This window comes from Leptolyngbya sp. FACHB-711 (assembly GCF_014695615.1).
Classification (GTDB): Bacteria; Cyanobacteriota; Cyanobacteriia; order Elainellales; family Elainellaceae; genus Leptolyngbya_A.
In genome coordinates this window covers 1-24,674 of the sequence record NZ_JACJOR010000258.1, presented here as the reverse complement: position 1 = coordinate 24,674, position 24,674 = coordinate 1, and the positions used below count along the sequence as shown (strand labels likewise).

The following is a 24,674-nucleotide window of genomic DNA, read 5'->3' as shown; positions in this document are numbered from 1 at the left end:
TCCCTGGGCAGGATCGCTAGTGATGTCAGTTGTCTTCATTGTGCAGGCGATGCTGTTTCAAGATGGAGGCTTAACCGCGCTGGGCGCAAACATTTTCAATATGGGCTTGATTGGGACTTTTGCAGGCTACTACCTGTACAAAGTAATTCGCTCCAGTATCGGCATGAACCACTGGCGAGGGATGTCAGTTGCTTCTGCTGGGGCTGCCTGGATCAGCGTCGTTGTGGCGGCGATCGTCTGTGCGTTTCAGCTTGCTTTGTCAGGCACAATGCCGCTGGGCGTGTCGTTTACGGCAATGACAGGCTGGCACGTATTAATCGGCATCGGCGAAGCCCTGATTACGCTGGTCGTGCTGAGCTATATCTGGCGCAGCCGCCCAGACCTGCTGTTTGACCCGCCCCGTCGTCGTGCAATGGATACGATGCCTCGTGCGATTTCTCCTCGCTAACGATCGCAACCCATTCTCTGCGCTTCACCGCCTAACTCGATCTTTATCAATTTCAATCTGAGTGTTTGAAGGAAATATTGCTATGCGTCAGTCTTCTCGCAATCGCGCTTTCACCGTACTGGGACTCAGCGTGGCTCTTTTGATTGCCGTGTTTCTCTCGCCGTTTGCCAGTAGCAATCCTGACGGACTCGATCGCGTTTCACAGGACTACGGCTTTGATCAAAAAGCGGCTGAAAATCCCCCGGCTCATAGGTTACCCTTTTATTCCATTTTTGAAGAATACGCGCTTCGCGGAGTGCCGGATGCTGTTGCTACACCGCTGGCAGGCTTGCTGGGAACCCTGGCAACCTTTGGCATTGCCTGGAGCATGGGCAAACTGCTGGTCAAAGGCGATGCGCCTGCTCCGATCGATCGAATTCCGCCTGGGGATGAGTAGCCTGTTTGCAGTCCCCAATCTCCCTTTGCTCCACCCTTCGATTCACTAGGATTTCGCTGAATGCTGCTCCACATTGGCGCATTTCATCTGGATATTGATAGCCAGCAAACGACCCCCTGGCATCGGCTCATTCCCAGAACACGGGTAATTTGCGCTTTGCTGTTTGTGTTTGCCACAGCCCTCACCCCCAACGGACGCTGGCTCACCTGGCTGGTGTATGGTCTGGGGTTATTGAGCTTAATCCTGACGGCACGATTGACCCTGCCTGTTCTGCTCAGACGGGTGGCAGTCGAGTTTACCTTTGTGGGTGTAGTGATTGTGGGAACGCTGTTTCGCGAGGGGGGAACGGTGCTGTGGCAGTGGGGCTGGCTGAAGGTGACCACGGTCGGACTCACGGTGTTGGGAAGCGTTGCACTGAAGGCATTGCTGTCTTTGCTGATGCTGAATTTGCTGGTGCTGACGACTTCGATCCCCGCACTGCTGAATGCCCTGGCTGACCTGAAAATGCCCCCGTTGCTGATTGCGATCATTGCGTCGATGTATCGTTACATCAATGTGCTGGTCGATGAATTTAACACGATGCGACGAGCGGCACAATCCCGTAATCTATTAAATCATCGGGGCAGGCAGCGACTTGTATTCGGCAACATGATCGGATCGCTGTTTGTTCGCACTTATGAGCGGGGCGATCGCATCCATCAGGCAATGCTGTCTCGCGGCTATCAAAACATACCGCCCCTGCAGGAACACCCCCGCCCTGGTCGGATCGATACGATCGCCATTACCATGATGATTCTGCTGCTGCTGCTCGGTCAGGCAGTTTTGCTCGGATTCTAAATTCATCTGCTGCGTTCACCCCCAACGTCATTTACCGTAAGAATGCACCATAACCCAATTAGCATTGAGCAGCTTTGCTACACCTATCCTGACGGCACACAAGCTCTCCAAGACATTAACTTATCTATTCGTGCTAGCGAAAAAGTGGCGATCGTCGGCGCAAACGGCTCTGGCAAGTCCACTTTTTTGCTGCATCTAAACGGGCTGCTGCTGCCCCAAACCGGGCAGGTTGTCATTGGCGAATTACCTGTCACTGAGAGAAATCTGACTGCAATCCGAAACTTTGTCGGCGTTGTGTTTCAAAATCCTGACGACCAGATTTTCATGCCGACCGTCTGGGAAGATATCACCTTTGGTCCGATGAATCAGGGCTTGCGCGGCAAGGAACTTACCCATCGATCGCAGCACGCTATGCACGCGATCGGACTGGAACCCGATCGATTTGCCAACCGCAACGCGATGAATTTGTCGGGCGGCGAAAAAAAGCGGGTCGCGATCGCAGGCGTTCTGGCAATGCAGCCGCAGGTTTTAGTGCTGGATGAACCTACCGCTCAGCTTGATCCCCGCTCTCGCCGCCAGTTGATTCAGCTTTTGCGGGTGCTTCCCCTGACCCAGCTTATCGCCACCCACGATCTGGATTTAGCGGTAGAGCTGTGTAGCCGCACGGTGGTTCTCAGCAATGGACAAATCGTGTACGATGGCGCAACCGAATTGGTGATGAACGATCGCGAATTTCTGGAACAGCACGCCCTGGAAACGCCGCTTTGCTACACTCGCCCTTATTGCCAGCTTGACGATCGCCCGATCGACCGACCCCATCCGGCAACGCTGGGAGAATTGTAGTTCACGCTGACCAAGCTCACGCTGGCAAGCTTTGCAAATCCAGTTTGATGGATTCTTAGGTGCATTCTTAATAAGGGCAAGATTAAGGACAGAGGCAAAATAAGGGCAGATTGAGCAGACATCTCAAACTACCCTCTCGTCAACCTCGCTTCCTACGCCGGACTGCTAAAATCCGCTCGCGTAATCTGATTTGCAGAAACACCGCGTACCAGTGCCAGAACATCATTCCGTAAGCGAATCAGCGTTCCAGCCTCTGTGTCTTCGATCGTCAGGCTGCCAAATCGGAGTCCCTCGCTGAGTTGAAGCCGATCGGCTCGTTGATAGTCGCGAATGGTATCCTGGCCTCTGCCCGTTTCCAGCACAAAGAAATCTCTGCCCTGGTCGCCCGTGAGCTGATCGCTGCCCAAGCCGCCTTTCAGGATATCTCTGCCTCGGCCCCCTGCCAGTTGGTCGTTGCCTCTGCCGCCCTCTAGCTCATCGTTGCCTCTACCGCCCAACAAGCGATCGGCTCCACCCAAGCCCAGCAAAAGATCGTCGCCTGCAATTCCGCGCAGTGTATTTGCTCGACCTGTTCCAGTGAAGCGACGACCGCGAGTCAGGACTGTGTCGCTCCGCACGCTGAGGTTTTGAATCCGGGTGTCTTGCGTCGGATCGGTATCCTGCTGATTGAAAGAGCCAACTTGTGCCAAATATTCTGCCAAGGCATCCTGTTCGCTTCCGCTGGGCGCAAAGGCAAAGCGTCCCGCAGGCAGAGTGGGAGCCGCATCAATCACACCATTGCCATTGAGATCCGCCGTGGTTTCTCCGGTCAGATCCACCCGGTTCGCCAGGGTCGGATTGGCGCGCACAAACTGTGGAAAGGGATAGCCATCGCCGCCCGATGCCGATCCGGCTGTCGTGCCTGCCAGGAAGTTCAGGGTCACCATGCGGAAGGTGCGGTTTGCATCGCCGACGATCGCCCCATTCTGCACGAGCGTGCTAGTGACTCTGCCCTGCTCATCTACCAAGGCAACATTGCGAATTCGCCGTCCGCCATCGAGCGTACCGTTGCCGTTTCTGTCTTCGCCGGAATCCAGCGTGCCGTTGCCGTTCCCATCTTCGGCTGCTGCGAGATTCGGGTCAAAGCTAAACACCATGCCGCCCACCTGGGGAAAGCGTCCCGGAGTTGCGCCCGGTGCAGTATCCGCCACGCCATGTTCAAGCAACTGCTTAAGCTGGGCAGTGGTAACGGTAATCAGCGATAGCCCGTTGTTAAACCGCAGCGAGTTCTCAATATCCAGCTGGGACACATCGCCTGCCTGTTTGTTGGGCGCGAGCGAGTTGGGCTGGGGCGGCAGCTTTTGCACATCGTCTGCATCTGTTGCGCCGGGAGCCGCAGACACCGAGCCAATATTATCTCGAATGCCACCGCCGTTCCTCAGAGACAGCGTAACGGTGGGATCAATCTGCCGAGCATAGGCGATATTAGCATCAGCGGTTAAACTGCCCAGATTCGTTTCCTGAGTTCGCACGTCGTTGCGGGTTCCGTTCAGGAAGAATTTGGTTTTTCCGGTGATAGTGCTGTCTTTGCTGCTGATGATCGTTCTCAGTCCATCCGAGATCGCCACAATATTGGGATTTGCTACCGCACGCGGGTCAACATTGCTGCCATACAGGCGATCGACTCCCGCTTCGTCTGTGGCAAAAGCACCGTTTAACACCGGATTGAGGCTATTGAGATTCAGGACACCCTGATCGTCAAATTCGACAATTAATCGACCGACATAGCGATAGTTTGCGTCAGTATTGAGCACCAGCACCGGCTGACCCGAAGCGGAAGTTCGCTGAATTGGATAGCCCTGTACCGGAGGGTTGCCTCCGTCCGATCGCGGCGCATCGTTGGCTTCGAGCAGGGGCGTATGAGAACCACCCGCAATAATAATGTCTACGTCTCGCAGGCGGGGAGCCAGTTCATCTCGCTCAATGTTGAGCTGCTGCATGTGCGACAGCAAAACGATTTTGTTGATGCCCTGTCCCTTCAGAACGTCCACAGTTTGCTGAATCTCGGCGGCCAAGGCAGCGTAGTCAGTAGGGCTAGACGGGAGAACGGTCACACCTCCGGGTGAAGAGATGGTGCGAAGCGTAGGAGTTGTTGCGCCCACAATCCCAACTTTTTCGCCGTTTGGCAGCGTGATTACCGTGCTCTCGGCAATCTGCCGTCGGATCGTGCTGGCTTCGGCGGTGATGGGATTGGCAGCCACTAAACCGCGCAGATTCTCATCGGTCGAGAAATCCAGGTTTGAGCTGAGGTAAGGAAAATTCGTGCCCGGATTGCCGCTGCCCGATCGAATTAAATCTGCAACCTGCCGCGTTCCCAGATCAAACTCGTGGTTGCCAAAGGCAGATGCCTGAATGCCCAGGTTGTTCAGGATCGCGATATCTGCCCGTCCGATCGTGGGGGCGCTGCTGGTTCCCAATCCTCCCACTCCATTAAGGCGCGGATCGCTGGAAGCATTGAAAAACGGACCCGGAAGATAGTTATCGCCCGAAGACAGGGTGAGCGTATTGGCTAAAGCATCTGCCGGAGCCGCAAACGGTCCTGTCGTGGAAGTTCTTAAGTAGTTAAGGATTGCCGAAAACCGAATCGAATCATCGATCGCCGGAATTCCAGCTTCAAAATCAGAGGCATGGAGGATTTGCAGTCTCGTCGGCATAAGCTTAAGGAAGGATTGGGCGTGAATAATAGGGAAATTGCCTTCCTGACGATCCCACAGCAAAATTAAGCGAAATTGATTGCCGGATTAAGGCTGTTTAACCTCTAGTTAAGTCCTTCCCCAGAAGGATTCTGCCCCTTGAGAATGAGGCTTCAGTTAAAATAGAGACAGCAAGATTCAAAACAATTAACGTCGTTAAAGCCCTTGATCCAAGCCGAAACCCTGGAACTGCTGGAATGGTCAAGACTGTGCCAGCACCTCGCCACCTTTGCCGCCACGAAACTCGGAAAAACAGCCTCAATTCAACTTCCCATTCCAGAGACGATCGCCCAGAGCCAGACCCTCCTTGACCAAACCAAAGAGGTTTATCAGCTCGAAACGCTGGTGTCGGGCGGTTTGTCGTTTGATGGCGTGCAGGACATCGGCGACTCGCTAGAGCGAGCAGGGCTGCGGGGCATTCTGGCAGGGCAGGAATTGCTCGACATCGCCACAACCCTCAACGGAGCCAGGCAAATCCGCCGCGTCATCGATAACCAGCCAGACATGACTGTACTCAATAATCTGGTTGCCGAGCTGCGAACCTACCCTGAAATTGAGCAGGAAATTCATCGCTGCATCGACGATCGCGGCAAAGTTACCGATCGTGCCAATCCCAAGCTGGCAGGCATCCGGGAGCAAATTCGCAGTACCCGCGATCGAATTTATGAAGTGCTGCACCGCACCCTGCAACGCCAGTCGAACGCGATTCAGGAGCCGCTGATTACGCAGAGGGGCGATCGGTTTGTGATTCCAGTGAAGGCTTCTCATAAAGATGCGATTCCCGGCGTGGTTCACGACACTTCAACCAGCGGATTAACCCTCTACGTGGAGCCGCATTCGATCGTGAATCAGGGCAACCAGCTCCGTCAGTTAGTGCGCCAAGAACAGCGCGAAGAAGAAGAAGTGCGGCGAGTACTTACTGAGCAAATTGCTGAAGTTCAGGAGGATCTGGAACGACTGCTGGCGATCGTCACCACCCTGGATCTGGCAACCGCTCGCGCTCGCTACTCCTACTGGCTGAAAGCAAACCCGCCCCGGTTTATCCCCTTCACCGAACAGGATTCATCTTCAGATTCTCCAGCACAAATCACGCTGCGCCAGCTTCGTCACCCCCTCCTAGTCTGGCAGCAGCAGCATGAACAGGGAACATCTGTTGTGCCGATCGATCTGGTGATTCAGCCGCGTTTGCGCGTTGTTGCGATCACGGGACCTAACACAGGCGGCAAAACTGTCACGCTCAAAACAATGGGATTGGCGGCACTGATGGCAAAAGTGGGCCTGTTCATTCCTGCCCGCGAACCTGTGGAAATTCCCTGGTTTGAGCAAATCCTCGCAGACATTGGCGACGAACAATCCCTTCAGCAAAGCCTCTCCACTTTCTCAGGGCACATCCGCCGCATCAGCCGCATTTTGGCGGCACTGGGTAGCGATGCGATCGAAACACCCTCTTCGACCCACCACTCAGCCCCCGAGCCAGCCAACGAAAGCGAAGCTCAAAGTCCTCCAGAATCAGGGGATTCAGAGAACAGTCAAACTGAAGCTCAAAGTTCCTCAGACTTGAGCGATTTAGGGGGCGATCGGGCGACTGATACTCACCGATTTTCCCTCGCCAACGCCCTCATTCTCCTCGACGAAGTTGGAGCCGGAACTGACCCCTCTGAAGGCAGTGCCCTCGCGATCGCGCTCCTGAACCATCTTGCCGATCACGCTGCCCTCACGATCGCCACCACTCACTTTGGCGAACTCAAGGCTCTCAAATATCAAGACGATCGCTTTGAAAATGCCTCCGTGGAATTCGACGATGTTTCTTTGTCACCCACCTATCGCCTGCTCTGGGGCATTCCGGGACGATCGAACGCACTGACGATCGCCAAACGGCTTGGTCTCAATCCTGAAGTCGTAGAAGCCGCACAAAATCAGGTTGGCATGGGCGCAACGGCGGAAGTCAACGAAGTCATCGCCGGACTGGAAGCACAACGACGGCAGCAGGAAGAAAAAGCGCGAACCGCTCAGCAGTTAGTCACTGAGACCGAGCGGCTTTATCGGGAAGTGTCTCGCAAAGCCGAAATGCTGCAAAACCGGGAGCGCGAGCTTCAGGCACAGCAAGAACAGGCAATTCAGCAGGCAATTCAGCAGGCAAAAGGTGAAATTGCCCAGGTGATTCGCCGTCTGCAAAAAGGCACACCCACCGGACAAGATGCCCAGCGCGCTACGGATAACCTGAATCAAATCGCGGCTCAGCGCTTGCCTTCTCGTCAGGCTCCACCCAAGCCGAAATCAGGCTTCCGTCCCCAGGTAGGCGATCGGGTCCGCATTCCGCGACTGGGACAAACCGCCGAAGTCCTGACTGCTCCCAACGACGCAAACGAGCTGCAAGTCCGCTTTGGGCTGATGAAAATGACCGTCACCCTGGCAGACATCGAATCGCTCCAGGGCGAAAAACCAGAAATTCCTGAAAAGCCCAAGCCAACTCCCACCCCCTCTCCCCAACCTCCTACCTCTCCCTCTCCCCCCGCTCCTGCCGTCCGCACCTCTCGCAATACGATCGACCTCCGCGGCAAACGGGTCGCCGATGCCGAACAAGATCTCGATCAGGCGATCGGTCGGGCAGATTCAGGGTCGCTTTGGATTATCCACGGACACGGCACAGGCAAGCTGCGGCAGGGCATTCAGGACTTTCTCAAACGCCACCCGCAGGTTGAAAGCTTTGAGTTGGCCGATCACACCGATGGCGGCACCGGGGTTACGGTCGCTCAAATTCGTTGATCTGTTGCTCTCAGCCACCCCAATTTTAAGAAGAAGCTGAACTCTTCCAGGGTTCAAAGCCTGCTGGAATCGGGGGCTTTCAGCGGCTGTACGGTTGTCCCCCAATGCTGAACCAGGGAGCCACCCATATAATGAATGAGAGAGACGTAAAGTTTTGTAAAAGGAAGTCTTCATGACTCATCCCAGCCTGACCCAGCTTGCCACCCAACTTGAAAGCGCAGATTCCAAGGACCGCATGATTGCTCTGGCATCGCTGCGAAATGTCCCGCCAGAAGACGCGGTTCCCCTGATTAAAAAAGTGCTGGACGACGAAAGTCTTCAGATTCGATCGATGGCAGTGTTCTCGCTGGGTGTGAAGCAAACCGAAGAGTGCTACCCCATCCTGATTCGCCTGATGCAATCCGATCCCGATTACGGCATTCGCGCAGACGCAGCCGGAGCATTGGGCTACCTCGAAGACCCCCGTGCGTTTGAACCGCTGGTTCGGGCCTTTTATGAAGACACCGACTGGCTGGTGCGTTTCAGTGCTGCCGTTGCCCTGGGCAATCTCAAAAACCCCCGCGCCCGTGATGTGCTGCTGGATGCGCTGGAAAGTCCTGAAGGCGTTGTACACCAGGCAGCGATCGCGGCACTCGGCGAAATCGGAGCTGTTGATGCAGTCGATTCAATGCTGCGCTTTGCTCAGTCCGACGATTGGCTTCTGCGCCAAAGACTGGCAGAGGCACTGGGACACCTGCCCGCTCCCAAGAGCATTTCTGCCTTGAAGTACCTTGAAAAAGACAGCCATCCCAACGTCTCTGCGGCTGCCACGATCGCGCTTCAGCGATTAGCAGAACAAAACTTCATTGGATAAGGATGTTCTTGAAATCCTCAATCTTCTGAAAATTATGTTTGGGGGAGCATTCCATTTCCTAAAATAAAATCACAGCTTTCTTTGGGGGTAGTTTGCAGACTGCCCCTTTTGCTGTATCTGGAATAGAGCTATAGCAATTCACTGTTAATTCTCACTGTTAATTCCCATCATTCCCACTCGATTCCTCCACCCACAATCGATCGCCTTCTATCCTGCCCATTACCCCCACAGGCAGGGCTGCATTCACCCCGTCATGCCCAAAAGGAAGCTCTGCCAGAATTGGAATTTTCAGGTCGCCCAGGCGATCGCGTAACACTTCCTCCACGCTAAAACTAGGCACATTCGGCGGCGGATCACACTGGCTAAACCGTCCCACCGCAATCCCTTTCACCTGACTGAATGCCCCACTCATCCGCCACTGGGTCAGCATTCGATCGATTCGGTAAGGAGCCTCGGTCACATCCTCAAACGCGAGAATGACATTGGTGAGGACAGGCTGTTCGGGCGTGTTCAGCAAATGGGTGGCAACGGTGAGGTTCGCAGGCAGCAGAATTCCGCTCGCGGTTCCCTCAACCCAGCTTGTACCCTGAAGCGGTTCGATCGAGCGCCCTTCGACCCAATCAAACAATCGCTGAATTGACCAGGCTGGCTCAGCCGCGATCGTCGTGAGTAAAGGCGCATGAACGCCTGAAATTCCATAACGGCAAAGGCTCCAGAGCAAGCTGGTAATATCCGAGAATCCAATCAGCCATCTGGGGTCATCGAGCCAGCCGCCCCAGTTCTCCAGCAGCCTCGCCCCACCATAGCCGCCTCTAGCACAGAGAATACCGCGACAGTCCGGGTCTTTCAGTGCCTCTAAAAGCTGCGATCGTCTCCCTTCATCTTTGCCTGCCAAGTAGCCCCAGCGATCGTCATAGCCTGAACTCAGCTCAACGCGATAACCGCGTGACTGCCAGATTTCCACCCCGCGCCGAAAGCTCTCAAACTCCCGCAGTGCCCCACTAGGAGCAATCACCCGCAGCAAATCTCCGGGCTGTAAAGGAGCAGGTTTTTGACATTGCATTTGACATTGCATAAGCTTCACTTCTCCAAGACATCCTGCAACCACCCCTCCACCCGATCGCCCATTGCCTGCATCGAATACACTCGTTCCGCGGTCTGACGGCAGGTTTGGCGATCGATTTTATCAAGCTTTTGGATTGCGGCAACTAAGCCTGAAACGCTATCCGGCTCCACTAGCCAGCCCGTCTCCCCGTCCCGTACAATCTCCGCTGGACCTCCCCGACGGTAAGCAATCACGGGTACACCGCAGGCTAAAGCTTCGATCGCCACATTGCCAAACGCTTCCACCCATTTTGGGGTCATGATCAGTCCACAACACTGCCCTAATTCCTGCTGAAGTTCCCCTGTGGTCAGAAACCCTTCATAGCTGAAGCTGGCATTCGGATAACGCTGGTAGATCGATCGCCAGTAGTCTGGGTCAGGCATCGCGCCCCAAATTTTGAGGGGGAGTCCGGCTTGCTGAGCGGCTTCGATCGCATCTTCGATTCCCTTTTCCGGAGCAATGCGTCCGACCCAGCCCAACTCATCCTCTGCTTTGGCACAAAACTGATACAGCGACAGATCCAAGCCATTGCCCAACACTCGACACTGACTGCCAAACGGAAACGTCTCTGCCTGCGCCCGACTGTGAACGCCAATGCTGCCCGGAAATCGATCGAGGGTTTGCCCAATGACGTGATCCATTGCGTCCGTCAGCGATCCCATACTCACCAAATGGGCGATTGGGCGATCGAAAAACGGCGTGAGGTAAAAGGGCAGCCAATCGTAGGCAAAGTTGATCACAATGTCATAATCGCGCTGCTGCTGATACGCTGCTCCCCAAAGGTTAGCTAGCACTGAGTTCGCCGGAAGGGTAACGAGGGCATTGCGTCCCTGAGTCTGAGCGGTGGTTTGCATTTCACCGGGGATTTGCAAGATCTCTAAGCCAGGCGAAACCGAATGCTGTGGAGCCATAACTACGATCGAATGTCCGCGCTCTTGAAGTGCCAGCCCAATATTTCTTAGGGTTAGCTCGACCCCGCCGCCCAAGCCTGACCCTAATGCCCCGACTGGCGTTGAAACCAATAAAATCCTCAAGCGGTTCCCCCTGCTTTTGTATTCTCTAAAAGAAAATTTCCTGAGCTCGTCGTTGCCTGCATCGATCGTTTCAAAAGAACACTTGAAAAGTTAGCCCGAATTTTTGAATTTTTGCCGAACTGATCGCTTGTCGTAATCCCCGCATAGCTTCCGATACCTCCCACCGCTAGAATACGATATGACTCTGTTGCTAAAGCACAATCGTAGGCGACGGAAGAGGAGAAGCAGCCGGAGAACGAATTGGCTGAACTCTGAAAACCTTAGAGCAAGTGGAAAATAAGCCAATGTCTGCTGAAGTGAACCAACCCTTTGATCCTCTGAATACTCAAACTCAGCCAGAAGAAGTGACGGTTGAACCGAGCGTTGAAACCTTTACCCTTGATCCAGATCCTTCATTTAACCCAAGCGAGGCTGCTGCCGCCGAACTTCAGTCTGAGCTTCAAACAACGATTCAGGAGTTAACGCAGCGGCTCGACGCGCTCAAAACTCAGCTCGACGATCGCAACAACCAATATGCGCGGCTGGCTGCCGATTTTGACAACTTCCGCAAACGGACCCAGAAAGAAAAAGAAGACCTGGAACAAACGCTCAAATGCGCCACGATCAAGGAACTGCTGCCTGTTGTAGATAATTTTGAGCGTGCCCGATCGCAGATCAAGCCCCAAACTGATGCTGAGATGACAATCCACAAAAGCTATCAGGGCGTTTACAAAGATCTGGTCGATCGCCTCAAAAAAGTGGGCGTTGCGGTGATGCGCGTTGAAAATGAGCCGTTTGACCCCAACCTGCACGAAGCGGTCATGCGAGAAACCACCGCAGACGTTCCCGAAGGCACGATCGTTGAAGAACTGCGGCGGGGCTACACCATTGGCGATCAGGTCTTGCGTCACGCGATGGTGAAAGTTGCGGCTGCGCCAGAGGGACTCGGCGAAGAATCTACGGCGGGCTAAATGCTGGCTTCATGATCTTCCGATGAACTGCTGATCCGTCCGCACCGTCTGGAGTCCCTTTGAAAAGAGGCTGAGTTTAAGCAAAGCCAGTGCTCAACCGATCGCTGCTCTTCAACAATTTGGTAAAGAGCTGATCGTATTTCCCGAAAATTGCGGAATACTGAGCAAGGAGTGAAAAGAAACTCAAATGCATCCCCACGGGTTTCCTCATCTCTATTTGATGCGTTCATTTACTCGCACTCTCAGTAAGTAACCACGGATTATGGGAAAAGTTATCGGCATCGACCTGGGCACAACCAATAGCTGCGTTGCAGTCCTGGAAGGCGGAAAACCCGTCGTCATCGCAAACTCTGAAGGCGGAAGGACGACTCCTAGTATCCTTGGCTTTGGCAAATCGGGTGAGCGCCTTGTGGGGCAATTGGCAAAGCGACAGGCAGTCACCAATGCAGAAAATACGGTGTTCAGTATCAAGCGGTTTATCGGTCGCCGCTGGCATGACACCGAGGAAGAGCGGCAGCGCGTTCCCTATACCTGTGTACGCGGCAAAGACGACACCGTGGACGTTCAGATTCGGGGACGCAACTTTACCGCTCAAGAAATCTCAGCCATGATCCTGCAAAAGCTGAAGCAGGATGCCGAGAATTATTTAGGGGAACCTGTAACCCAGGCGGTGATTACCGTTCCCGCTTATTTTACAGACGCACAGCGACAGGCAACGAAGGACGCAGGCACGATCGCCGGGCTGGAAGTGCTTCGCATTATTAACGAGCCAACCGCAGCAGCCCTGTCCTATGGTTTAGACAAACAGGATAAAGATCAAAGCATTCTCGTTTACGACCTGGGTGGGGGCACGTTTGATGTCTCCATTCTTCAGCTTGGTGATGGGGTGTTTGAAGTAAAAGCGACTTCGGGCAATAACCACCTGGGCGGCGATGATCTTGACAATGTGCTGGTGCGCTGGCTGATCGACAATTTCCGTGAACAGGAAGGCGTGGATCTGTCTCAGGACAAAATGGCACTTCAGCGACTTCGCGAAGCGGCAGAGAAAGCCAAAATTGAGCTTTCCAGTATGCTGAACACGACAATCAACCTGCCGTTTATCACCGCCGACGCAACCGGACCCAAGCACCTGGAAGCTGAACTGAGCCGCGCCAAGTTTGAAGAACTGGTCGGACACCTGATTCAGATGACGATCGACCCCGTGACGCAAGCCCTCAAAGACTGCGACCTCACTCCCGATGATATCGATCGCATTATTCTGGTGGGCGGCTCGACGCGAGTGCCTGCGGTGCAAGAAGCAATTCGGAACTGCTTTAACGGTAAAACGCCCGATCGATCGGTTAATCCGGATGAGGCGGTCGCGCTGGGAGCCGCGATTCAGGCAGGCGTTTTAGGCGGCGAAGTTAAGGATCTACTGCTGCTCGATGTGACGCCCCTTTCCCTGGGCATCGAAACGTTAGGAGAAGTGTTCACCCGCATTATCGAACGCAATACGACTATTCCGACGAGCAAAACCCAGACCTTCTCAACCGCAACCGACGGACAAACTTCGGTGGAAATCCATGTCCTCCAGGGCGAGCGGGCAATGGCAAAGGACAACAAGAGTCTGGGTAAGTTCCAGCTTGCGGGAATTCCGCCTGCGCCCAGAGGCGTGCCCCAGATCGAGGTTTCCTTTGAGATCGACGCTAACGGCATTTTGCAGGTGGCTGCCCGCGACAAAGGAACAGGACGCGCCCAGAGTGTGCGAATTAGCAATACGGGCGGTTTGAGCGAAGCCGAGGTTGAGCGGATGCGTCAGGAAGCCGAAGTGTTTGCCGAAGACGATGCCCGCCGCCAGCAGCTTGTAGGACTGCGAAACCAGGCCGATGTGCTGCTCTACAACTACGAAACAACGTTGCGGGACAACGGTGAGCTGATTAACGATGCCCAAAAGCAGATGGCAGCTCAAAGGGTGGCAGAGCTTCGGGCTGCGATCGCCGATCGATCAGTCACGGTAGAAACCATGCGGAACTGTCTGAATGCACTCCAGGAAGCACTTTTGTCGATCGGTCAGTCTGTCTACCAGCGGGCAGATATTACTGAAGACCCAGGCATATCCGAAGATTTTGCCTACAGTAGCGCGTCTCCCTGGGCAAACGGTCAGGAAGCAGCAACCGAAATGATGGACAGCTACAGCAGCGATTTTGGAAATGATGACACGATCGCCGCAGATTATGAGGCAGTTGACTAGGTGCGTGATTTAGGATGGTAAAGGGAGTCGCTGAAATGGCTCAAATCTCAGGTATCATTAGCCTGAATCCATCTCTGTCAATTTCCAATTCCTTTTCTACTCTCTAGAGCAGTGCCCTATGGCGGACTACTATGAAATCCTTGGTGTTTCTCGAAGCGCGGACAAGGAGGAAATTAAACGTGCTTTTCGTCGGCTGGCGCGAAAGTATCACCCGGATGTCAACAAAGACCCTGGAGCCGAAGAGAAATTTAAGGAAATTAACCACGCATACGAAGTTCTGTCGGAGCCGGAAAAGCGGGCAATGTACGATCGCTTTGGTGAAGCAGGCGTAGGCTCTGGAGCAGGAGCAGGTTTCCAGGACTTTGGCGATTTTGGTGGCTTTGCCGATATCTTTGAAAGCTTTTTTAGCGGCTTTTCGGGCAGCGCAACCGGACAGCAAACGCGCAGGCGCACTGGACCCGTACGCGGCGAAGACCTGCGGCTCGATTTGCGGTTGGACTTCCGCGAAGCGGTGTTTGGCGGCGATAAGGAAATTCGCATTAACCATTTGGAGAGCTGCGAGACGTGCAGTGGAACGGGGGCAAAACCCGGCACTCAAGCCCGGATGTGTTCGACTTGTAATGGGGCAGGGCAAGTGCGTCGAGCAACCCGTACCCCTTTTGGCAGCTTTACTCAAGTGTCAGTCTGTCCAACCTGTAATGGCAACGGGCAGGTCATTGAGGAGAAGTGCGAAGTCTGCGGCGGCAACGGGCAGAAGCAGGAAGCCAAGAAGCTGAAGATTTCGATTCCGCCTGGGGTCGATAACGGAACACGGCTACGAGTGTCGAGTGAAGGCGATTCGGGACAGCGCGGCGGTCCGGCGGGAGATTTGTATGTCTATTTGTTTGTGAATGAAGATCCCCACTTCCAGCGCGACGGCATCAATATCCTCTCAGAAGTAAAGATTAGCTATTTGCAGGCAATCCTGGGCGACAAAATCGAAGTCGATACGGTAGACGGCAAAACCGAAGTAACGATCGCCCCTGGAACTCAGCCTAATACCGTTGTTACCCTGGAAAAGCACGGTGTTCCCAGGCTAGGTAATCCCGATAGCCGAGGCGACCATTTGCTGACGGTGAAGATTGATATTCCCACCCGTGTCACCCACGAGGAACGGGAACTGCTCGATAAGCTAGTGAAAATCCGGGGCGATCGGCTCAGCAAAGGCGGCGGCATTGAAGGGTTTCTTGGAGGGCTATTTCGCGGATGACGACGAACCTTCAGCCTGACGCTCAGATGGATCTGCGGGGAACACCCTGTCCGCTCAATTTCGTTCGCACCAAGCTCAGACTAGAGCGCATGACTCCTGGTGCGCTGCTCGAAGTCTGGCTTGATCCGGGCGAGCCGATCGAGCAGGTTCCTGATAGCCTCCGAATGGAAGGGTACGGGATCGAGCAAATCGAAGACCGCAGCGAGTTTTTTGCCTTGAAGGTGCGTCGTCCAGCCACATCGACTGAGTGATCTCTTGAGTGATCTCTTATGAGTGCTGATATGAGTGCTGAGCTGAATCAGCCATTGTCCGCATCAGAGCCCCCATCAGCACCCGTTTCTGATGAATCTGCCCTGACCGGAACTGTTCTAGCAGTGCAGGCAAATTTCTATTTTGTGCAGCTCGACCAACCCCAGGGTGATTCTGACCCGCCGATCGAGCAGCTTTTGTGTACCCGCCGAACTCGCCTGAAAAAAATTGGTCAGCAGGTGATGGTGGGCGATCAAGTCCGAATCGAGGAACCCGACTGGGAAGGAAAACGGGGCGCAATTGCCGAAGTATTTTCCCGGCAGACTGAGCTAGATCGTCCGCCGATCGCCAATGCCGATCAAATTCTGCTAGTGTTTGCTATTGCCGAACCCACGCTCGATCCAGTGCAGCTCAGCCGCTTTTTGGTGAAGGCAGAATCGACGGGCTTGGGCGTTTGCCTATGTCTCAACAAAAAAGATCTGGTGAGCGAAGCAGAACGAGCAGAATGGGGCGATCGGCTGCACGACTGGGGCTACGATCCGGTGATGATCAGTGTCTGGGGTAACTTGGGCTTGCTAGATCTGGAAGCAAGGTTAATCGATCGGATGAGCGTTGTTTCGGGACCATCCGGCGTAGGGAAGTCGAGTTTAATTAATGCCTTGATTCCGGCGATCGATCTGCGGGTGGGCAGAGTCTCCGGTAAACTGGGGCGCGGTCGCCATACTACTCGCCACGTCGAACTATTTCAGATTCCTGGCGGGGGATTGCTTGCCGATACGCCCGGATTTAATCAGCCCGATTTGGACTGTCTTCCGGGTGAATTAGCCCAATTTTTCCCAGAATGCCGTCAACGTCTGAGCGAAGCAAGGTGTCAGTTTAGCAATTGCCTGCACCGAGATGAGCCAAACTGCGCCGTTCGAGGCGACTGGGAGCGGTATGACCTGTATTTGATGTTCCTTGAAGAAGTGATTGCCCGACAGGAGGCGATCGATCGAACAGGCGACCCAGAATCAACCACTAAAGTCAAAATTGGCGGAGAAGGACAAATCGAAGTCGAACCAAAGCTTCAAACAAAAAAATATCGCCGCCCCTCACGCCGAACCGAGAAGCAGCTTTTGCGCGGCATTGTCCAGGACGTAGAAACGCTGATAGATGACGGCGACGCAGAGGTTTAGCGCATATTTTGCTTACGCTCCTGCTTCGGGTCGCGGGTTCCGGCAGCGGCAAGTTCTGCATCCAGAAGGGTGCGTCCGGTAGCAGCCAGATAAACGTCGTCCAGACTGGGGCGCGACTGCGAGATGCCAAACGTGGGCAGTCCAGCGGCTTTGAGTGCCTGCTGAATTGTGATCAACGCTTCGCTATGGGGATCGACCACCAGATTGAGGGAATTGCCCTGGGCTTCATTCACAATCACATCCTGCACAAAGGGCAACGATCGCAGCATAGTTTTCGCATTCTCTGCCTCTTCGACGGGGGTAAATTCACGAATTCGTAATGTGACTCGATCGCCCCCTACCCGATCTTTGAGTTCCGAAGGAGTTCCCGCCGCGATGACGACACCCCGATCGATAATGGCGACGCGATCGGCAAGTGCATCAATTTCTTCTAAATAGTGGCTGGTAATCAAAATGGTAGTTCCATTCGATCGCAACTGTCGCAGGAAGTCCCAGACAATCACGCGGCTTTCGATGTCCAATCCGACTGTTGGTTCATCTAATACGAGAACATCTGGCTGGTGCAGCAGTCCGGCTGCCAGGTCGATTCGTTTTTTCAGACCGCCCGAATAAGTTCCGGTTCGCTTGTCTGCCCAGTCTTGCAGTCCTAACAGCGAGAGTGCCTGGTCGATTCGAGCGGCAGCCTGACTTGCCGGAATATGGTAGATCGCTGCCTGAAGCTGAAGCAGTTCCTGCCCGGTAAGAACCTTATCGAGCGCAACTTCCTGAGCCACATAGCCCAATTTTTGCCGCGCTAATCGTGGGTTTTCCAGAACTGAAATTCCTGAAACTTCGATCGTTCCGGCATCAGGGGTTGCCAGAGTACAGAGGCAGCGTAGCGTTGTCGTCTTTCCGGCTCCATTGGGTCCCAGTAAGCCAAAAATTTCGCCCGGTTCAACTTGTAGCGACACATCTTTAACGGCTTCGACAGAGCCATATCGCTTCTGAAGTTTTTCAATCAGCACTGCTGGAGCCATGCGCTTCTTATTCCTGCTCGATCGTTATATTTCTCAATTTCTTTCTTCATTTTAATAAAAGGTGGGGAGGAGAGGGGTGAATGGATGGGTGGATCAGTGGATGGGTAGGAAGGGGGATGAGTTGGGGAGACGATCGTGGCAGGATAGGAGAGAAGCAAGTGAGATAAAGACCTTATGCGACTCCTTCACACGATGCTGCGTGTTGGCAATCTTGATGAATCTCTGAAGTTTTACTGCGATATGCTGGGAATGAAGCTGCTGCGTCGGAAAGATTATCCGGGCGGAGAGTTTACGCTGGCGTTTGTAGGCTATGGCGATGAGGCAGACCACACGGTGCTGGAGCTAACCCACAACTGGGGCACGTCGCAGTACAACCTGGGCGATGCTTATGGGCATATTGCGATCGGCGTGGATGATATTTACGGAACCTGCGACATGATTCGGCAGCGCGGCGGCAAAGTAGTTCGTGAACCGGGACCAATGAAGCATGGTTCAACGGTGATTGCGTTTGTGGAAGACCCGGACGGCTACAAAGTAGAGCTAATCCAGCTCGGCACACAGGGCAGCACAAGAGAGCAAAAGACGGCAACGCCGCAAGTGGCTATGTAGTTTTGCCATGAGAGAATCCTTAGCGGCTCAAAGTCCCTCAAAGATTGGGGGATTGGGGGCAATGTAGGAGAGCAAATACTGCTCAAACATCCCCGACAAGCAAGTTTACGACCTATCCCTACAGCGATCGCGTTCGAGTAGGGCATTTTTTTCTGCTGGGAAATGGGATCAGATGCAATCAGATGCAAAATGTGATTAGACAGTCAAGCCGATTTCTTAACAGAACTCAATAATTGATTAGAATAATTGAAACTCTATCATTCTGCCTACTTGCTCATGCAAATCAAGCTCACCGAGTCTCGTCTTCCCTTCGCTTCGATGTTGCTGATTGCGCCCTTTTTCCTGTGGGGCACGGCAATGGTGGCAATGAAGGGAACGATTCCCCATACGACACCGCTCTTTATGGCAGGTGTACGGCTTGCTCCAGCGGGGGGAATGATTTTGCTGGCAGCGATCGTGATGGGACGACCCCAACCCAAAGGCTGGCTAGCTTGGCTCTGGATCGCGCTGTTTGGACTGGTAGATGGCACGCTGTTTCAAGGCTTTCTGGCAGAAGGGCTAACACGCACCGGAGCCGGATTAGGTTCCGTGATGATCGACTCTCAGCCGCTTGCCGTTGCACTCATGGCACGCTGGCTCTTTGGGGAACAGGTAGGGCTATGGGGCTGGATCGGGTTAGGGTTTGGTGTGCTGGGCATTAGCCTGTTGGGATTACCCCAGGAATGGTTGCTCAGCCTGTTTCAACAAGGGGGTTCCGTTAGTTCGGCAGCGGACGCGATGCAAAGCGGTTCCCTCTTTGGGGTTATCGAGCAGCTTCTGCAAAATGGGCAATGGCTGATGCTGCTGGCAGCTCTGTCGATGGCAGTCGGAACGGTGATGGTGCGATATGTTTGTCGCTATGCTGATCCGGTAAGCGCGACGGGGTGGCACATGGTGCTGGGCGGCTTGCCTTTGTTCTTCGGCTCAGGCTGGCTGGAAGTCGGGCAGTGGTCGCAGTTGCAGTTCTCTGACTGGCTCTCGCTCTCCTACTCTACGGTGTTTGGCAGCGCGATCGCCTACGGGCTATTCTTTTACTTCGCTTCAAGCGGCAGCCTGACGAGCCTGAGTTCGCTCACCTTTCTCACCCCTGTTTTTGCGCTGCTGTTTGGCAATCTGTTTTTGGGCGAGGTGCTCAATCCGCTGCAGTGGGTTGGCGTTGGTTTAACGCTGGTCAGTATTTATTTAATTAATCAGCGCGACCAGCTCTTGTCCCTCTTTAGGAAAGGAGAAGCGTGGCAGGAAGCCGAAGCTGCCGTAGAACCTTTAGCGATCCTGGCTGACCGAAATCAGGCGGAGTAATGTGCAGTGAGCACGATCGAGTAAGGCTGAGTCAATTGCTGATAGGTGTTGGAACGCAGCAGTTCCCAATAGCGGTGTAGCTCGGCAAGCTGATTGCGATCGATTCGATACGCTTTACCGTCCGGGTAAGTTTCCTGATGAAACGGGGCGTGATCGATCGCCTGATACTCAGGGTTTTGCTGAGATTGGGGCGTGAGTAAGTTCCTTTCCGCCTCGGCAGGAATCAGACCGGGGGGAAGCTGTCCTTCCAAAATGGCGAGAATTCGCGATCGGCAAGATACTGCATCGATGCCTCTTTGCTGAAGCATTTCCAGCACTTCGTCCAGGGTCATCGCTTGGTCGGGAAAACCGCGCATCAGTTCCAGCAGCAGGAAGAAATCGCTGTACTGGTGTTTTGCCTGGTCTAAAGCAAATGGATAAAGCGGCAGCGCAGCAAGACCATAGGCAATGCGGCTACAGGTCGGAATGTAGTCCAGCGACCGAACCCACGGATAGGCATCTTGCAGAATCAGGGCATTAGGCAGCTTTTGCTGAAGCCAGCGCGTGATCGCCCCTAGCGAGGCTGTTCCGCCTGTGCAGACGACCTGCCGCACATTCAGGGCAGGAACCTGGGTCTGGTTGAGCAGCGCATTAAGTTCTCGGTTGAGCCGCTGGACGTAGGGCAACAGCACTTTGGTGGTCAAGTCTTGTCGGAGCAACGTTGTTTGCTGCTGGGCAATTTGAATCACAAAGCGATTTTGCTGCTGAAGATTCAGCTTCAGGGCACGGGCAGTTTCAATCAGCGATCGTCCTGCTTTGGTACGCCGCAGCCGTTGCTGAAGAACCTCGCGCTTTTGCCCGTCTGGTTCACCCACCGCTGGAAATGCAGTTTGCTCCAGATCATTCCGAACTGGGTCCGTTGCAGGCAACAGCGGATAGAGCAATTGAGTGATGATGTCTTGGTCGATCGCCGTTCCCGCATAGGCAAGCGTGCGGATATGAAAGTCAGCGTGGGTAATCGCAGGTGGATTGGTTTCGGAAGGCTGCGCTTCAGAATCACAGTTGGCAAGCTGAACCAAAGCCAGTTCTGTCTGGGTTGCCCCCGCACTTAGAATCAGCGTGTTCCCCTGCCAGTCGATATCCTGGGAAGTCTGCCCCTGCGGCATTTTCAGAGAAGACTGGGAACTTCCGGCAAAGGCGGCAAGCATCGCGGCGATCGGCTCTTCCAAAAACAAAATCTGCTCTGGGCGGCCAACCAGTTTGGCAGACAGCAGGGCTTCGCGCACGTTAAACTGATACGCCTCCGACCATCCAGTAGGGAAGCTAACAATCACGCCAACAAGCTGCTGAAGCGCGATCGCCAGATCTGCCGCTTCCAGATCGACTGCACCACAGGGCAGAAAAGCCTCCGGAAAACTCACTGCCAGCGAAGCCATTAACGCCTGAAGTGACTGCCTCAGCGTCATGAGCGGAATTGGCAGCGCATCTGACCAGGACAACACGGGTTGACTGCCCAGCAAAGCATCCCAGAAGCGGGGCGCATCATAAGGCAGTGTCAGATTCAGGTAGGGTTTGAAGTCGCGAATCAGGGCGTCCTGTGCCTCATCCGACTGACCAGACATTAGAGAAACTGCCAGGGGAAGGCGAAACTGTTTTTCGCTCGATTGATTCGTCCGGTTTTGAGCAGATGCCTGAGCGGTCTCTGGTTCGATTGCAGAGGAAGGGGCTTGCCAGTAGATTGGATAAAGCTGTTGGATCGATCGATTCAGCAGAACAGCAGAAATTCCGGTCGTACCAATGTCGAGTCCCAGATACCATTCACGTGCAGACGCTTCAGCGGGTTGCTCAGTCAGCGGCGGAGATTGAAGCAAATCAGCAACTAGATCTCTTAATGTGCCGTCAAAGAGCGTTCCTTCCAGCAATGCGTCTTCAGGTTCTAGCTGAGGCTCGGATTCTAGTAAATCTAACTCTGCATCAAGTTCCAGGGGGAGTGAACTGTCTGGCGATGCAGAGTCAGTTAAGACTTTTTTTTTTCGCTATCCTCCTGAGGCGCGACTTGATCGGCAGAACTGCTTTGCAGCGATAATGCCACTTCTAACTCCTCGAAGGCATCTGGGATTGGCTGCGTTGGCTCAACTGGGCGCGCTGAGCCGATCGAAGGCAAGTTTTCAAACAGTCCTTCCAGTCCTTCTAGGGTGAAGGAATTGCTGTTGGAGGGGTTCGTTTCTAGCGCATCGCGGCTCGTAGGCTGATCTGCCGCAGCCGTTTCCGCAAAAGCAGGCTGATCGGAAGCGTCATCAAATAGATGCCGCTCGGTAGACTCATCCACAGGAGGCAAAGCAGACAAATCAGAAGGCAAAGCAGATGAATCAGAATCATCAGAAAACCAATCCTCAGCCGAACCAGATAAGTCCGCAGCCAACTCAAGCGGCGCAGAATAATTTGAAAACAAATCCTCGATCGGTTCTTCGCTCTGCCCAATCACGGGTGAAGCGATTCCTTCTTCGGAGAACTGCGAAGCATACGGCTCATCGGAAGCAGTTTCCTCAGCGGCGATCGGATCGGGAAAGGTGGGCTGCAATGCTTCTGGCGGATTCGGGTCAAACCATTGAGCGATCGTTCTTGCCGGGTCTGCTGCTGCCGGGTCTACAAATTCCGCAGAGACTTCCTCAGACGATCGCTCGGACAGTTGCTGAGTTGATTGCTCAGTCGGTTGCTCAGTTGGCTGCTCAGCCAATCGTTCAGGCGATTCGATGGAAATGACTGGCTCTTCCAAGAAATCTATGAACGGCACGGGCGCAACATCCGGTAGCATCCAATCCGCCGCGTCTTCCAGCGTAAAGTTTGCGTCACCTCCTTCCAGGCTCGATAGATCCTGTGCGAGTTGCTCCAGGGTATCGACGGGTAGCTTGAGATTCAGCAGTGCGTCCGGGTGCGAGGGTTCATCTGCCAGGAGATCCTCTTCGGGCTGTGCCAGCTCAAAGGCTTGCTCTTCTGGTCCTGCTTCTCGTTTGGCTAAGTCCTCAACAGAAACATCAGTAGAAACATCGGATGACAGCTCAAAGGGAACCAGATCGAGCAGCGAACTAATAGTTTCGATCGCATCGTCAGCTGGTTGAGCAGATTCCTCCTCAGCAGGGGGAGCAATCGTGACCGCTTCAGCAGGAACCTCAGCAGGAGTCGAACTAGGCGGGTCGAGCTCGATCGATATCGGCGGCTGGGGGGGCGACTGAGGGATTGGCGGCTGAAGGTTTGCAGTCGGTAGCAAAACATTCTCAGCCGTTTGCGGCAGTTCTGGAGCTTCAACGATCGTCAAGTCCTCACTCTCTGCCACAGTTCCAGAGTAGGATACTGCCTCCGGGAAACCGCCAAACCAATCTTCCTCGATCGAAGGATTGGGCAGCATTTCTGCCGGATCCGGGGCGGGCGTATCGGCGGGGTCAACGGTTGCAGCCGCTTCTCCTGGTTCGAAAAGCTCCACATCCGCAAACAAATCTTCGGTGGCGATTCCTCCTTCAGGAAACTGCGAAACAACAGACTGGGAATTGGCCTCGCCAAACAAGCTCTGGTAAAACTCATCCTCGTACAGGTTATCTGGGGAGGCAACCAGGGGCAGTTCCGCGGTTGAGGCAGCTTCTGAAATGGGCTGCAATGTCTCAGAAGAGGGCATCGCCAAGTTTGATTGCAGCTCGGTTGCTTCGGTGCCCTGCATTTCAACGTCAAGCTGATTCAGCAGATCCAGCACTTCGGAAGGATCATCATCAACTTCTGTGAAGGCGTTTTCTTCGACGGAAGTAGAAGCCAGCGACTGGAGAATTTCGGGTTCTGAGTCATCTTGCAGCACCGTTAGATCTGTAGACAAAAAGGAGCTGAGCGGCTCATCCTGAAACAGCGTTAAGTCCTCATCGACGATCGCAAACGGTTCTGGGGAAAGGCTATCGAGGTCAAGCTGCTTTAGCTCCAGGTCAAGCAGATCCAGCGAGTCCAGGTCATCGGCATTCAGTGGTGATGTATCACTCGATGATGTATCGCGCACAAAGGGGTGATTAACTTGAGCGGGCTGGGCAGCATCTAGCTCGTTGAGTTCATCCAATAGGCGGGTAATGTCTCCCTCGGTTTGCTCCGGTTCTGCCGGACGAGATGACGGGGCAGCTTGGGGGAACGGTTCTGCCGCAGATAATCCTTCCGGGGGCAAAGCAGGCTCCCAGTTTCCCGGCTCGATCGAGGTCTGCAAAAAGGTAGAGGCTTCTCGTCCAAGCTGTTCTGCCAGTCGCGTTACCAGAGCAGAAAACATCGCTTCTCCCTGCTGCCCCAGGTTGTGCATCCGGCTCAAACCTTGCTCTAGCGAGTCCTGATAAGTCTGGACGTTTTGCTGAAGGGAGTTGAAAATAATTTGCAGCGAGGAATCCAGCTTTAGCAAAAGCTGATCAGACTGGGTCTGCACGCGCTGAATTTGCTCAAGTCGCTGCGCCGGACTCAGTGCCATCAGATCGCTGCTGGATAAGCCCGATGAACCTTCTGGCAGGGCCGCACCTGAACTTTGGGCGGGCAGGGTCGAAATCATCTGCGTGACCTGCGACGACAGGTTTTCCTGCATTTGGCGAAATGCCGCCTGCAAAAACTCCATCAAAAGCTGATTTTGCTGGGGCAGAGCATATGGCTGTCGCTGTGCTTCAAGCTGCCGGATTTCCTGCAAAAGCATTTCTCGCTGCTGCCGCAACCCATCCAAATCCGATCGCATTGGCTGCAACAAGTTCGATCGCAGATAGTTCATTTCCTGCACCACCGCCTGCAATGCCTGCTGAGCCGACTCCACCGCTTCGGT

The 24,674-nt window shown here is 54.1% G+C and carries 18 protein-coding genes and 1 pseudogene; 13 read left to right on the top strand and 6 right to left on the bottom strand.

Translation table 11 applies throughout. The annotated features are described in order from the left end of the window. The 4 genes from H6F80_RS09865 to H6F80_RS09850 all read left to right on the top strand — a co-directional run. Window positions 1-448: energy-coupling factor ABC transporter permease (locus H6F80_RS09865; protein ID WP_190791389.1), on the top strand; the 448-nt coding region annotated here is incomplete at its 5' end. An 82-nt stretch (window positions 449-530) separates the two neighbouring features. Continuing rightward, the gene (locus H6F80_RS09860) at window positions 531-884 is read left to right on the top strand and encodes a PDGLE domain-containing protein (RefSeq protein ID WP_190791388.1); all 354 of its coding nucleotides are present in this window, start codon (window positions 531-533) and stop codon (window positions 882-884) included. Window positions 885-944: 60 nt separating this feature from the next. After that, a complete protein-coding gene (cbiQ, locus tag H6F80_RS09855) occupies window positions 945-1,721 on the top strand; it encodes a cobalt ECF transporter T component CbiQ (protein ID WP_190791387.1) in 777 nt (258 codons plus the stop codon). A gap of 42 nt (window positions 1,722-1,763) precedes the next feature. Further along, complete coding sequence (locus tag H6F80_RS09850) at window positions 1,764-2,564, top strand: energy-coupling factor ABC transporter ATP-binding protein (protein WP_190791386.1); 801 nt, start codon at window positions 1,764-1,766, stop codon at window positions 2,562-2,564. 152 nt (window positions 2,565-2,716) lie between these two features. Here the strand turns inward: H6F80_RS09850 and H6F80_RS09845 are convergent, their stop codons facing one another. Further along, entirely contained in the window at window positions 2,717-5,257 is a 2,541-nt protein-coding gene (locus H6F80_RS09845; RefSeq protein ID WP_190791385.1) for a 5'-nucleotidase C-terminal domain-containing protein, read from the bottom strand. A 204-nt stretch (window positions 5,258-5,461) separates the two neighbouring features. Between H6F80_RS09845 and H6F80_RS09840 the strand changes: the two genes are divergently transcribed. Beyond that, window positions 5,462-8,062, top strand: a complete 2,601-nt coding sequence (locus tag H6F80_RS09840) for an endonuclease MutS2 (RefSeq protein WP_190791384.1) — start codon at window positions 5,462-5,464, stop codon at window positions 8,060-8,062. A gap of 172 nt (window positions 8,063-8,234) precedes the next feature. After that, the gene (locus tag H6F80_RS09835; RefSeq protein WP_190791383.1) at window positions 8,235-8,915 is read left to right on the top strand and encodes a HEAT repeat domain-containing protein; all 681 of its coding nucleotides are present in this window, start codon (window positions 8,235-8,237) and stop codon (window positions 8,913-8,915) included. A 157-nt stretch (window positions 8,916-9,072) separates the two neighbouring features. Here the strand turns inward: H6F80_RS09835 and H6F80_RS09830 are convergent, their stop codons facing one another. After that, window positions 9,073-9,990 carry a S66 peptidase family protein gene (locus tag H6F80_RS09830; RefSeq protein ID WP_190791382.1) on the bottom strand — a complete coding sequence of 306 codons (918 nt, stop codon included), beginning with the start codon at window positions 9,988-9,990 and terminating at the stop codon, window positions 9,073-9,075. Between the two features lie 5 nt (window positions 9,991-9,995). Further along, on the bottom strand, window positions 9,996-11,042 hold the full coding sequence (locus H6F80_RS09825; RefSeq protein ID WP_242067266.1) for a glycosyltransferase family 4 protein: 1,047 nt from the start codon (window positions 11,040-11,042) through the stop codon (window positions 9,996-9,998). Between the two features lie 296 nt (window positions 11,043-11,338). Here H6F80_RS09825 and grpE point away from each other — a divergent pair, with 296 nt between their 5' ends. The 5 genes from grpE to rsgA all read left to right on the top strand — a co-directional run bounded on the left by grpE (window position 11,339) and on the right by rsgA (window position 16,907). Beyond that, window positions 11,339-12,004 (top strand): nucleotide exchange factor GrpE, encoded by a 666-nt coding sequence (gene grpE / locus H6F80_RS09820; protein ID WP_190791380.1) that lies wholly within the window; start codon window positions 11,339-11,341, stop codon window positions 12,002-12,004. 262 nt (window positions 12,005-12,266) lie between these two features. Next, a complete protein-coding gene (gene dnaK, locus H6F80_RS09815) occupies window positions 12,267-14,234 on the top strand; it encodes a molecular chaperone DnaK (protein ID WP_190791379.1) in 1,968 nt (655 codons plus the stop codon). Window positions 14,235-14,352: 118 nt separating this feature from the next. Beyond that, window positions 14,353-15,483 (top strand): molecular chaperone DnaJ, encoded by a 1,131-nt coding sequence (gene dnaJ, locus H6F80_RS09810; RefSeq protein ID WP_190791378.1) that lies wholly within the window; start codon window positions 14,353-14,355, stop codon window positions 15,481-15,483. After that, window positions 15,480-15,734: a sulfurtransferase TusA family protein gene (locus H6F80_RS09805; RefSeq protein WP_190791377.1), complete on the top strand. Its 255-nt coding sequence runs from the start codon at window positions 15,480-15,482 to the stop codon at window positions 15,732-15,734. Before dnaJ ends, H6F80_RS09805 begins: the two co-directional genes overlap by 4 nt. An 18-nt stretch (window positions 15,735-15,752) precedes the next feature. Then, entirely contained in the window at window positions 15,753-16,907 is a 1,155-nt protein-coding gene (rsgA, locus tag H6F80_RS09800) for a small ribosomal subunit biogenesis GTPase RsgA (protein WP_242067265.1), read from the top strand. Here rsgA and H6F80_RS09795 read toward each other — a convergent pair. Continuing rightward, window positions 16,904-17,923: an ABC transporter ATP-binding protein gene (locus H6F80_RS09795; protein ID WP_190791376.1), complete on the bottom strand. Its 1,020-nt coding sequence runs from the start codon at window positions 17,921-17,923 to the stop codon at window positions 16,904-16,906. The genes rsgA and H6F80_RS09795 overlap by 4 nt on opposite strands. A gap of 174 nt (window positions 17,924-18,097) precedes the next feature. Here H6F80_RS09795 and gloA point away from each other — a divergent pair, with 174 nt between their 5' ends. Both gloA and H6F80_RS09785 read left to right on the top strand, forming a co-directional pair. After that, complete coding sequence (gloA, locus tag H6F80_RS09790) at window positions 18,098-18,532, top strand: lactoylglutathione lyase (RefSeq protein WP_190791375.1); 435 nt, start codon at window positions 18,098-18,100, stop codon at window positions 18,530-18,532. 276 nt (window positions 18,533-18,808) lie between these two features. Continuing rightward, window positions 18,809-19,870 (top strand): DMT family transporter, encoded by a 1,062-nt coding sequence (locus H6F80_RS09785; RefSeq protein ID WP_190791374.1) that lies wholly within the window; start codon window positions 18,809-18,811, stop codon window positions 19,868-19,870. Here the strand turns inward: H6F80_RS09785 and H6F80_RS09780 are convergent. Continuing rightward, complete coding sequence (locus tag H6F80_RS09780; RefSeq protein WP_190791373.1) at window positions 19,858-21,771, bottom strand: acetate and sugar kinases/Hsc70/actin family protein; 1,914 nt, start codon at window positions 21,769-21,771, stop codon at window positions 19,858-19,860. The genes H6F80_RS09785 and H6F80_RS09780 overlap by 13 nt on opposite strands. A 95-nt stretch (window positions 21,772-21,866) precedes the next feature. Further along, window positions 21,867-24,674: pseudogene (locus H6F80_RS09775) on the bottom strand (hypothetical protein); the annotation flags it as partial.